General features: G+C 57.4%; 10 protein-coding genes. 2 read left to right on the forward strand and 8 right to left on the reverse strand.

Going from position 1 to position 11,655, the window contains the following annotated elements:
- Positions 1 to 103: 103 nt before the first annotated feature.
- From PK789_RS10545 to PK789_RS10570, 6 genes are all read right to left on the reverse strand, one after another.
- Positions 104 to 901, reverse strand: coding sequence for a ParA family protein (locus PK789_RS10545; RefSeq protein ID WP_324308706.1), 798 nt, complete (start codon positions 899 to 901; stop codon positions 104 to 106).
- A gap of 61 nt (positions 902 to 962) precedes the next feature.
- A complete protein-coding gene (gene rsmG, locus PK789_RS10550) occupies positions 963 to 1,595 on the reverse strand; it encodes a 16S rRNA (guanine(527)-N(7))-methyltransferase RsmG (protein WP_324308707.1) in 633 nt (210 codons plus the stop codon).
- Between the two features lie 21 nt (positions 1,596 to 1,616).
- Positions 1,617 to 2,387: an exodeoxyribonuclease III gene (xth, locus tag PK789_RS10555; RefSeq protein ID WP_324308708.1), complete on the reverse strand. Its 771-nt coding sequence runs from the start codon at positions 2,385 to 2,387 to the stop codon at positions 1,617 to 1,619.
- A gap of 62 nt (positions 2,388 to 2,449) precedes the next feature.
- Complete coding sequence (locus tag PK789_RS10560; RefSeq protein ID WP_324308709.1) at positions 2,450 to 2,854, reverse strand: DUF1905 domain-containing protein; 405 nt, start codon at positions 2,852 to 2,854, stop codon at positions 2,450 to 2,452.
- A gap of 51 nt (positions 2,855 to 2,905) precedes the next feature.
- Positions 2,906 to 4,099, reverse strand: a complete 1,194-nt coding sequence (locus PK789_RS10565) for a low temperature requirement protein A (protein ID WP_324308710.1) — start codon at positions 4,097 to 4,099, stop codon at positions 2,906 to 2,908.
- Positions 4,100 to 4,328: 229 nt separating this feature from the next.
- Positions 4,329 to 6,443, reverse strand: a complete 2,115-nt coding sequence (locus PK789_RS10570) for a M13 family metallopeptidase (RefSeq protein WP_324308711.1) — start codon at positions 6,441 to 6,443, stop codon at positions 4,329 to 4,331.
- Positions 6,444 to 6,660: 217 nt separating this feature from the next.
- Here PK789_RS10570 and acs point away from each other — a divergent pair, with 217 nt between their 5' ends.
- Positions 6,661 to 8,604, forward strand: a complete 1,944-nt coding sequence (gene acs, locus PK789_RS10575) for an acetate--CoA ligase (RefSeq protein ID WP_324308712.1) — start codon at positions 6,661 to 6,663, stop codon at positions 8,602 to 8,604.
- Positions 8,605 to 8,830: 226 nt separating this feature from the next.
- A complete protein-coding gene (locus PK789_RS10580) occupies positions 8,831 to 9,586 on the forward strand; it encodes a TdeIII family type II restriction endonuclease (protein WP_324308713.1) in 756 nt (251 codons plus the stop codon).
- An 89-nt stretch (positions 9,587 to 9,675) separates the two neighbouring features.
- Here PK789_RS10580 and PK789_RS10585 read toward each other — a convergent pair whose 3' ends face one another.
- A complete protein-coding gene (locus PK789_RS10585) occupies positions 9,676 to 11,103 on the reverse strand; it encodes a DNA cytosine methyltransferase (RefSeq protein WP_324308714.1) in 1,428 nt (475 codons plus the stop codon).
- 116 nt (positions 11,104 to 11,219) lie between these two features.
- Positions 11,220 to 11,618: an SPFH domain-containing protein gene (locus PK789_RS10590; RefSeq protein WP_324308715.1), complete on the reverse strand. Its 399-nt coding sequence runs from the start codon at positions 11,616 to 11,618 to the stop codon at positions 11,220 to 11,222.
- Positions 11,619 to 11,655: the final 37 nt, after the last annotated feature.

Consider the following 11,655-nt stretch of genomic DNA (forward strand, 5'->3'; position numbering starts at 1 on the left):
GGTTGTGCTTCCAACGCGGGTGCAGCGGCGGCCTTCGGCCCAAGCAAGGCCTCTAGTCCACGGCCGAGGCCACGTTTTTTGGGGTTGCCCTTGCCTGCTTCGCTCACGCTGCGCTCTCCTTTGCTTGCAACTGCGTGCGCTCACGTTGGCGCCGCAAGACTTCCCCGGCCAAACCAAGATACGCCACGCCGCCACGGCTGGTTTTGTCATAGCCGATGATGCTTTGGCCGTGACTGGGGGCTTCCGCCAAGCGCACATTGCGCGGGATGATGGTGCGGAACACCCGCTCGCCAAAATGCTGGGTAAGCTCAGCGGACACGCCATTGGCCAAGTTGTTGCGCACATCGAACATGGTGCGCAGCACGCCTTCGATTTCCAACGCGGGGTTGAGCCGGCTTTTCAATGCCTCGATGGTGTCGATCAGCGCACTCAAGCCTTCCAGCGCGTAGTACTCGCATTGCATCGGTACCAACACCGAATCGGCCGCATTCAAAGCGTTGAGGGTGAGCAGCGACAACGAGGGCGGGCAGTCGATCAGGATGAAGTCATATCCGCCGCGCAAACTGGCCAAGGCCTGCTTGAGCCGGCCATTGCGGTCTTCGAGATCCATCAACTGGATCTCGGCGGCGGTCAGGTCGATATTGCCGGGTAACAAGTCATAGCCGTCATCGCAACGCAAGAGCGCCGCCTGCGGGGTGGCGTCGCCCAGCAGGACATCGGTGATCGCGGTGTCCAGCTCGCGCTTGTTGACGCCACTGCCCATGGTGGCGTTGCCCTGCGGATCCAAATCCACCAGCAGCACGCGCTTGGGGGTACGCGCTAAGGCGGCGGCCAGATTGACGGCGGTGGTGGTCTTGCCAACCCCGCCTTTCTGGTTGGCAATAGCAATGATGCGGGCCATGCGGCGTGTGTTTCCTGCGGCTGCGCCTGCGCGGCGCGCAGGCAGGACAGGCGATTATGCCCTATGCCTGCACCCGTACGATGTCCACAAGGTGGCGCTCTGCCGCCAGCCCCGGCACCTGTAGCGGATGCACAGCGGCAAGTTGCCAGCCCGCCGGCAAGGCGTCGATCTCGTCTTGGGGGGGGAGCCCCTTCATTGCCAGCAAATGCCCCTGTGGCCCCAGCAGGTGCCCACCAAGCTGCAAAATCAAGGGTAGGGTGGCCAGCGCACGCGCGGTGATGGCAGCAAATGGGGTTGCAGACTGAAACGCTTCAATCCGCGATTGCACCACCTGCACATTGTCCAGTTTGAGCTGGCGCGTGGCTTCGCGCAGAAAGCGCGCCTTCTTGCCATTGCTTTCCACCAAAGTCACCTGTAGGCCGGGCGTTGTGATCGCCAGCGGAATGCCGGGCAGGCCGGGGCCGGTGCCCAGATCGGCCAGCGTGTCCACAGTGCGCACAAACGGCTGCATCGCCAGCGAATCCAACAGGTGTTTGACCAGCATCTCGTGCGGGTCGCGGATCGCGGTGAGGTTGTAGGTGGCGTTCCAGCGCGTCAGCAGCGCCAGATACGCCAGCAAGGGCGTGGCCAAGGCGGTATCCAGCCCAAAGTGGCGCAGGCCGGCTTCCAGTTCGGGGCGTAAAGGTGCGTGCATCGGCCTATTGTAGAAGGCCGCTCATGCGTGCAGGTGCACCCACGCCGGGGCGTGATCGCTGGGGCGCTCCCAACTGCGCGGGGTTTTGTCGATGCCCACTGCCGCTACGCGCGCCTTCAGCGCCTCCGAGACCAAGGTCAAATCAATTCGCAACCCCAGATTGCGACGAAATGCGGCCTGCCGGTAATCCCACCAACTGAACATTGCCGCGTCGTCATGCAGCAGACGCAAGCCGTCGTGCAGGCCCAGCGCCAGCAGCCGTTGATAAGCGGCGCGTTCGGCGCTGGAAGTGAGGATATGGTCGTCATTCCACACCGACGCATCCGGCACGTCGCGGTCATCGGGGGCGATGTTGAAATCGCCCAGCACCACCAGATGGGGATGCGCCTTGAGTTCCTCCGCCAGCCAGCCGTGCACGGCATCCAACCAACGCAATTTGTAGTCGTATTTGTCGGTGCCAAGGTCTTGCCCGTTCACCACATACAGATTGACGATGCGCACGCCGCCCACGGTGGCGGCAATCGCGCGCGCTTGCGGGTCATCGAATGCTGGGATCGCGATTTGCGGCTGCGCAATGGGATGCCGCGCAAGAATAGCGACGCCGTTGTAGGTCTTTTGCCCATGAAACACGCTGCGGTAGCCGGCTTCCAGCAAGGCGTCTTCGGGGAAGCGGTGGTCTTCCAGTTTGGTTTCCTGCAAGCCCACCACGTCCGGTTGGAATTCACCCAGCCAATCCAGCAGCTGCGGCAAGCGCACGTTGAGGGAGTTGACGTTCCAGCTGGCGATTTTCATGGGGGAAATGGTACGCGATGCGCGGGCCGACATTCTTGCCCGTGACATGACCATACACACACTTACGGCGCAGCCTCCGGCGTCAGCGTTACCCACTGCGCCTTGGCCGCCGGTGCTTGCGCGAGCGCCTTGCGCAGATCGGGCGGAATGCGCGGCGCGGGTTCTCTCGTGGCAGGTGCAAATGTCAGCGTTACTGCGTCCCCGGCTTTCACGCCGCTGGCCTTGCACAACGCGGCGGGCAGCTTCAGCCAATGACTGCCGTTGCCATCCGGATCCAAGGTTGCGCGGAAGGCATGCCCATTGAGGGCAGCTTCCACACTGACCATGCCGCGTGATGGCAGTTGCGCGCTGGCCTGCTGCGGGAGACGCAGAAAACGCCAACGTGCATTGCCGGGCGTGGCGGGGCGCAGCAATGTGGCCTGACAGTTTATCGGAACGGGGCGGATGGCGATTGGGTTTGTGGGCATCGGTCTTGGCCTTCTCAAAACGCATATGGGAAGCGCGGTGGTGCAAACCCGTTACGACTGTCTGCGATGCCCTTTCCGTTCATAACCAATGATCGACACCACCGGTGCCAGTGCCAAGATGCAAAGACACAACGGCATGCCAACACCCGCAGACGCTGCCAAGATGGCCGCTGCAAAAATCGCTGCGGTGATCAATAGCAAGCCGAGATGCAGGCGATCTAATTTGCGCACTAGAAAGTAATGCAGCGCGTAGAGCAGTGCCAGCAAGATGCCAACGATAGTGGCGGTGATCAAAAAGCTGGTAAAGGCGGTGATATGCGTTTTCTGTTCCAGTGTATAGGCCGACAGGTGCAGCCCCGCGCCCATAGCGACAATGGTGGAGCAGGTCATCATCTGCAAGAACGCCCACGCAAATGTGCGGCGACCGCGCCCATGCAGCATGTCTGCGGACGGCAGCAATTGGTAAAGCCACCAGATCCCGAAGGTCAAACCTACCCCGGCCACGGCCACCAGCAGTACCTCTAGCGTCCAGCCCTGTGTGTCCACCACGGCCGAGAGCGCGGCCACCGTTCCGACGAGGCCCTCGCCCAGGGCGATGATTGCAAACAGGCCATAACGCTCGGCGATATGGTGGGCGTGCCAAGGGGTGCCGCCATCCACGCGCTCGGCCAGCATCGGGCCGGCAAGTTCAAACATGACCAGCAGGCATATGATCGCCATCGAGAGATGCATCGGCAGCGGAATCAGCAGTTGCCCCACCCATCCCAATTGTGCAATCAAGATGATGGCTGCGTAGGTCAAGCAGGTGCGTCGCCGTTGCGGGTCTTGTCGTGCGGCGCGCAACCACTGCAACATCATGGCGATGCGCATGATGACGTAGCCCAGCACGATGATGGAATTATCAATCCGACCGTCTTCGTTATCGAACGAGGCAAACATTCGAGGTAGACCAATGGCCAACACCAGCACGCCGGTCATCTGCGCCATGGTCATCAGCCTGAACAGCCAATCGTCGGTGTCGTAGGCCGACGCAAACCAGGTGAAGTTTGTCCACGCCCAGCAAATGGCAAAACTTGCAAAGCCAAAACCCAGCAGACCGGCCGCAATATGCCCTTCCGTCAATGCGTGCGCCAGTTGCGATGCTGCAAACCCAAAACTGATCACGAAGGTCAGATCGAACAGAAGTTCCAGTGGGGTTGAGACCCGATGCGCTTCATGCGGGTCACGGCCATGCATACGCAACATGTGGTGGTGCGCGCCGGTTGGTGGAGGGACTGGGTTCATCGTGTTTGTCGCCATAAAAAGGACGTGTGACAGTGCGATTGGGTAGTGAAAGAAGCTGCGGGCATGCACCTTGCCGGCAATGGCAAGGCCATCGTTGGGCCGCTGCTGAGTGTCTTACAAATTCAGCCGTCCCACCAAAACGCCGGCACTCGGCCGGCGTTTTGGTGCACACTTTTCGGCAAGCGTGGGCTTACCAGATCTTCACGCGTGCATCGGGGGCCAGGTAGAGTTTCTGCCCATCTTTCACATTGAAGGTGGCATACCACGCATCGATATTGCGCACGGTGAGTGCGCGCCACTGACCGGGGGCATGTTCGTTGCCGACCACCTGTGCGCGGAGGGCGGCGTCGCGCATCTTGCTGCGCCAGGCTTGTGCGAAGGCGAGGAAGAAACGTTGATCACCGGTCAGACCGTCGATCACCGGTGCGGGTTTGCCGTTCAATGACTTGTGATAGGCCACATAGGCCGCCTGCACCCCAGAAAGATCAGCGATGTTTTCGCCCAGGGTCTGCTTGCCATTGATATGCAGGCCCGGCAGGGCTTCGTAGCTGTCGTACTGGGCGGCCAGCTTGTCGGTGGCGGCCTTGAAGTGGGCGGTGTCTTCGGGCGTCCACCAATTGTGCAGGCGGCCTTGGGCGTCAAATTCGGCACCCAGGTTGTCAAACCCATGACTGATTTCGTGGCCAATCACCGCGCCAATCGCGCCGTAGTTGGCGGCAGCATCGGCCTTGGGATCAAAGAACGGCGCTTCCAGAATTGCCGCCGGGAAATTCATCGCGTTTTGCAGGGGCAAGTTCACCGCGTTGACGGTTTGCGGGGTCATCCACCATTCCTTGCGGTCAGGCGTGGTGCCCAGTTTGGCTAGCTGGTGTTGGTACTCTGCCAAACCTGCGCGCTGCGCATTGCCCAGTGCATCATCGGGCTTGATGTCGAGCTTGGAATAATCGCGCCACGTGTCCGGATAACCCACACCCACCAGCATGGTTTCGGCTTTCTGTTTGGCCTGCTGTTTGGTGGCCGGTGTCATCCATGTGAGTTTGTCCACGCCATCGCGGAACGCGGCCAAAATGTTATGCACCATGTCCTCGACCTGGGCTTTGGAGCTGGCCGGAAAATATTGCTTCACATACAACTGGCCAATGGCATCGCCCATGGCATTATCGGTGGCGGCCAAGGCGCGCTTCCAGCGGTCACGTTGTTTGGTGGTGCCAGACAGCTGCGTGCCGTAGAAGCCAAAGCGTAAATCCGCGTAGGCCTTGGGCAGCAGGCTGGCGCTTTGATTGAGCAAGTGGAAACGTAGATAGTCCTTCCATACCGACAGCGGTTGACTGGCCACCAAGGCCGACAATTGTTTGATGGCATTGGGCTGCCATGCCACCAACGTCTGCTGCTTGCTCAACCCTGCCGCATCGAAGAAGGCGGCCCAGTCGATGCCGGGTGCCTGCTTGGCAAAATCGGCCACCGGCCACGGGTTGTTGGCCTTGTGGATGTCTTGGGTATCCACCACGCTGGCTTGCGCCTTGGCGATCTTCATTTCCAGATCAAAAATGGCCTGCGCTTGCTTGCTGGCATCGGCCTGCCCGGCTTGTTTGAGCAGCGCGGCAAGATAGGCCTTGTACGCCTCGCGGTTCTTGGCCATGTCCTTGTCGGCGGACAGGTAGTATTCGCGGTCGGGCATGCCCAAGCCGCCTTGCAGCAGATAGCCGGTGTTCTTGGTGGGGTTATCCAACCCGGCGGCCACAAACAGGCCCAGCAGATGCTCGGTGTAATAGTTGGTGGCATTCATCGGGTCCACATCGGCGCGCAGGGTGCCGCCGAGGTAGCGCGACAGCGCAGCGGTATCGGCGATGGCGTCCACTTCCGCCAGCTTGGCTTGCAATGGCGCCAGTCCGTGCGCTTCGATGCCGGCTTCATCCATATATGCGGCGTAGTAGTCGGCAATCTTGCGGGCGTTGCTACCGGCGGCGGGGTTTTGCTTTTGCAGGCCTAGCACCAAATCCGACAGGCGCTTTTCGGCCTTTTCAAACACGGTGTAGAACACCCCGGTGCTGGCACGGTCGGCAGGGATGTCGGTCTTCTGCTGCCAGATGCCGTTGGCATAGGTGTAGAAGTCGTCACCCGGCTGCACGGCTTTGTCGATGCCGGCCAGATCAATGCCCACGGTGGGCGCGGCGGCGGGTGCGGCGGCGACCGGCGCGGGGCTGGTGGCGTTGGTCTTGGGCTTGCAGGCGGTCAGCGATAGGCCGGCGATGGCACACAGCATGGCAAGGGCCAACGGGGTGCGGCGAAGCGGGGCAGGCAGCATAAATGTGTGTCTTGGGTAGTGGAGACGTGCCTATCCTGCGCCGATTTGTGTTGCGATCAAGTGCAGGAAGTCAGCAATGTCTTGCGGACAAGATTGCGGATTTGCTCTGGATTTAACATGAAATCAACGCGATGCGGTGCGCGCTTGCGGCACACTCAAAGACTACGACGCGGTGCCCTCCGCGCATGCCCCCACATGACATTGTTTGGAGAGTTGGATGAGCGATTTGTACCCGGTGGATCCTGCATTTGCCGCGCAGGCCAACCTAAACCGCGATGCTTGCGCACGCGCCAGCACCGAAGCGCAGCAACACCCGGAAGCGTTCTGGGGCGCGTTGAGCAAACGTCTGGATTGGTACGTTGCGCCCACCCAGATCAAAGATGTCAGCTATGACCTGAAAGACTTTCGTATCCGTTGGTTTGCCGATGGCCAGCTCAATGCCAGCGTGAATTGTCTGGATCGCCACCTCGAGAAAAATGGCGACAAAGTCGCGCTGATATTTGAGCCCGACAGTCCCGACGCGCCGGTGCAAAAACTCACCTATCGCCAGTTGCATGCGCGTGTCTGCCAATTGGCCAACGCGTTGCGCAGCTTGGGTATTGGCAAGGGCGATCGCGTGACGATCTATTTGCCGATGATCCCGGAGGCGGCCATTGCGATGCTGGCCTGTGCGCGCATCGGTGCGATCCACATGGTGGTGTTCGGCGGCTTCGCGCCCAACTCCATCGCCGACCGTGTGGCCGACTGCACCAGCAAGCTGATCATCACCGCCGACGAAGGCCTGCGCGGCGGCAAGAAGGTGCCGCTGAAGGCGAACGTGGACGCGGCGCTCAAGCTGCCCGGCACCCACTCGGTGGAGACCGTGCTGGTGGTGCGGCATACCGGCGGCGCGGTGGACATGCAGATGCCGCGCGACCGTTGGTATGACGCGGTGGTGGACAGCCAGCCGACCGCGTGCGAACCCGAGCGCATGCACGCAGAAGACCCGTTGTTCATCCTCTACACCTCCGGCAGCACCGGCAAACCCAAGGGCGTGCTGCACACCACGGGCGGCTATTTGTTGTGGAGCGCGTACACGCATGACGTGACGTTTGACCTCAAACCCGATGACGTGTTCTGGTGCACCGCCGATGTCGGCTGGGTGACGGGCCACAGCTATATCGTGTATGGCCCGCTGGCCAATGGCTGTACCGAAGTGATGTTTGAAGGCGTGCCCAACTACCCCAATTTTTCGCGGTTTTGGGAGGTCATCGACAAGCATCAAGTGACGATTTTCTACACCGCACCCACCGCCATCCGCGCCTTGATGCGCGAAGGCGAGGCGCCGGTGAAGGCGACTTCGCGCAAAAGTCTGCGCCTGCTGGGCAGCGTGGGCGAGCCGATCAACCCGGAAGCATGGCGTTGGTATTTTGATGTGGTGGGCGATGCGCGTTGCCCGATTGTGGATACCTGGTGGCAAACCGAAACTGGCGGCATTTTGATTTCCGCCATCCCCGGCGTTACCGACCTCAAACCCGGCTCGGCCACCCACCCCTTGCCGGGGGTGCAGCCGGCCTTGGTGGATGCCGAGGGACATCTTTTGGAAGGTGCCACCGAAGGCAATTTGGTGTTGCTGGATTCGTGGCCGGGGCAGATGCGCACGGTCTATGGCGACCACCAGCGCTTCATCGACACCTATTTCAAAACCTACCCGGGGATGTATTTCAGCGGCGATGGTTGCCGCCGCGATGCCGATGGCTATTACTGGATCACCGGCCGCGTGGACGATGTGATCAACGTGTCTGGCCACCGTATCGGCACCGCCGAAGTGGAAAGCGCCTTGGTGCTGCACAAGGATGTGGCCGAAGCGGCGGTAGTGGGCTTCCCGCATGACATCAAGGGCCAAGGTATCTACGCCTATGTGACGTTGAAGCAAGGCATCGAGCCCACCGAAGAGTTGCGCCGCGCGCTGGTGCAACAAGTGCGCAACGAAATCGGCCCCACCGCCACCCCCGACTTCATTCAATGGGCACCGGGCCTACCCAAAACCCGCAGCGGCAAAATCATGCGCCGCATCCTGCGCAAGATCGCTGAAAACGCCCCCGACCAACTCGGCGACACCAGCACCCTCGCCGACCCGTCGGTGGTGGCGTCGTTGGTGAGCAACCGGCGCGAGGCGTGAGTTAAGTTGCGGCACCCCTACGGGAGTGGGGGTGCTGCGCATCGGTGCGGCAGCGTGTTTTTGACGCAATAAAAAACCGTTGCGCGATGTGTCGCCCGGCTAGAGCGCAATTCCTGATCTGCTAACCTGCATGGATCGATGGGCTGCGTGATGTCGCTGTTAGGGCTCTAGTTTATGAGTCTCACCTAAGCTATAAAAATAGCTATTAAATAAAGGAAGTCTTTTGATGCGTCAAGATGTTGCAAATTTTATCGCTAATGAATTTTTGGCGTGTGTACAGAACGCGATTAGCAGAACACAACATGAAGATACTCATAGACCTTTTCATGCCGCCCTGCTCTCTGAACAAGCCTTATTTTGGAGTCGTTTTGAGCGTTCGTTTAGTACATCTTTTGGGCAAAGGGTGATTGAACAGATTTCTCAGGCAGCAGCAATTAATGGCGGTGCTCAATTTGCAGAAACACAAAAAGTAACGCTCATTACTCTTCCGATCGACCAAATCAATGCAATTGAAGAGCATATTTCTGGCCTCAGAAACAGTAGAGCACGACGGCCAGCAAACTGGAATATTGATGTATCTGAGTTGTCTGCGGTTAGAGCAGTGCAAGGAACTCAACAGCTTAGAGTTATTTCTGATCTTTGGTGGCAAAAGGATGGCATAAATAACTACATGAGTATAAAGACCGTTAAGCCAAATATTGATCAAACTGCGGAAGCAAAGCGTGACTTGCTTAAATTAAAACTTGCCGACCCAAGTGCAAATGTATATTACGGTCTCTACTACAATCCATATGGCAATTTTAAGCAGGATTATGCTTGGAGTCCGCCTATGAGAATATTTAATTTCAATTCAGATCCATGTGTATTAATTGGTAAGGAATACTGGGATACCCTAGGAGGTAATGGATTTTATGAAGAGGTGTTGGCCATTGCTCAGCAAGTGGGAGAAACAACACGAAGACAAATACAGGACTTAAGATAGGAAAATCTCCTCATCCAACTTTAAAATCTAAAGATTGATAAATGTGCCAATCTTTGATCCGTGGAAATAAAAGAACTGAGTCTGGGCTTTTAGCCCAGACTCAGTTCTTGCTGAGAGCATGAGTCATTGTGCTTCGAAATTTGCTGACGGAATTCACACATCCACTCTTCGTGAGACGTATTTCTATACCGTGAATAATTGAAATCTCTAAAATTTACCACTTTGTTGCCAGACAAAAGATTCATCACCAGGCTACCGACGGCCGCCCCCAAACTGAGCGGCACAGCGTTACCAACCTGCTTGTATTGCTGAATGAGCGGGCCTGCTAATTGCCAACTATCTGGGAACTCCTGTATACGCTTATATTCCTCAATGGATAATGGTCTATCTTCTTCCGGGTGCGCCAAGTCAGTTGCGGGCATCGCTGGGTGCGTAACTAGCGTTGGAGATGGTTTTTTCCAGTCTAATCGACGTAAAAATCCAGTTTTGCCACCGCCTGCGTAAAATGATTTCCCCAAAGCCTCTTTTTGCAAGTCTTCTGGAAGGTTTCTCCAGTTTTGGCCGGGTTTTAACAAGCGATAGTATTTTAATCTCTTCTCGGGAAAGTTTAGGTGACGATGCTTATCAATGTTGCCCAAACAGGATCTTAATGTTTTCCATTTTGGAAGATCAAAAACTCCATCCTGAGAGTGAGTTGGAACAAGGTAAGGAGGTTTTTTACCATCTCGTGAACAGATAATGATGACCCGTTCTCTTACTTGAGGGGTACCAAAATTGGCAGAATTATACAAATTGAACGAGTAACCATAACCGGATTTGTCTAGCTTTCTGAGTATGAAGTTCAATGCCCCACCTTTTAGTTCATCTTCTGCTAAATCCGGGAACCCGTCCCCCCGTAAATGGTGGGGGCGGTGCTCCATTGGGCATGAAAGTAACCCCCGAACATTTTCGATGACTAGGTACTTTGGTTTAAGCTCCAAAGCCAGATCGAGATACTTTAGGAATACATTACCTCGCTCATCGCTCAAACCTTGTCGCTTCCCCGCGGTACTGAATGCCTGGCAGGGTGGGCCGCCAACGATAAGATCAATATCGTCTTCAACAGAAAGACCAGCAGCCCTTCGCACATCTTCCGCCGCATAATCGTTAATATCGCCAAGTAGGGCGGTATCCGGACGGTTCAGTGCTATTGTCTGCCTACAGTATTTATCGACCTCACATGCCAGCCGAACGTGAAAACCAGCTTTTTCAATACCCAAGTCAAGGCCCATGGCCCCAGAGAAAAAGCTAAGGGCAATCGGTTTTCTGGCGGTGGCAGAAACGTTATAAGCTGGGTGATCCTCAGCGATTCTGTGCCCGCTAACGAGGCCGTAAGTATCAATGCTTTTTTGCAGAACTACCCAGCTATTTCCAATTTTTCTTGACTCCAGCTCCCCTTGACGGCACAGGGTTCTGGCTCGTTGCTCGCTAATCTTTAGTTGCGCAGCGGTATCTTTGATGCTAGCTTCGGTACCCATTGTGAGTTTCCCTTGCGAAACCTGTAGTGAGTACCTATTTTAGAGAGGCACAAACGCATGTCAAGCCCTAACAAGCAAATGCAGCCGACGCAAAATACGCGCGGCTGATTTGGGCGTTAGGGCGCAGCGGCTGGTGTGCGGCGGCTGGCCTCAAGAATCGGCAAGTTCGCCTCAGTCGGGACGTAGATCACCTGGTTTTTCGTGTTTTCCAGCCCGTTCACGAACAGGTAGCGCAAGTAGTCCTCGTTGTTGTGGAGACTGTCACCAATGATCTTGTTCGCGGCGGCAACGCCTTTTGCGCGCTCAATTTCCGCCGCAGCAAGCATCGTGGCTGCTTCCTTCTTCGCCTGCGCTTCCTGCACCGCGATTTGTCGGTCTTGCGTTGCTCTGGCAAGCGATGCCTCGCCAGCCAGTCGCTGCTGCCAGACGTTGTAGTACGGGATACCCCACATCAGCGACAGCACAAATGCGACAAGCCCAGCAACGGACAGCGATACAATCTTTGTGGTACTCATGGTTCACTCCTTAATGGGCGTTGCGCCCTAACAATTC

The organism is Thermomonas sp. (assembly GCF_035369645.1).
GTDB lineage: Bacteria > Pseudomonadota > Gammaproteobacteria > Xanthomonadales > Xanthomonadaceae > Thermomonas.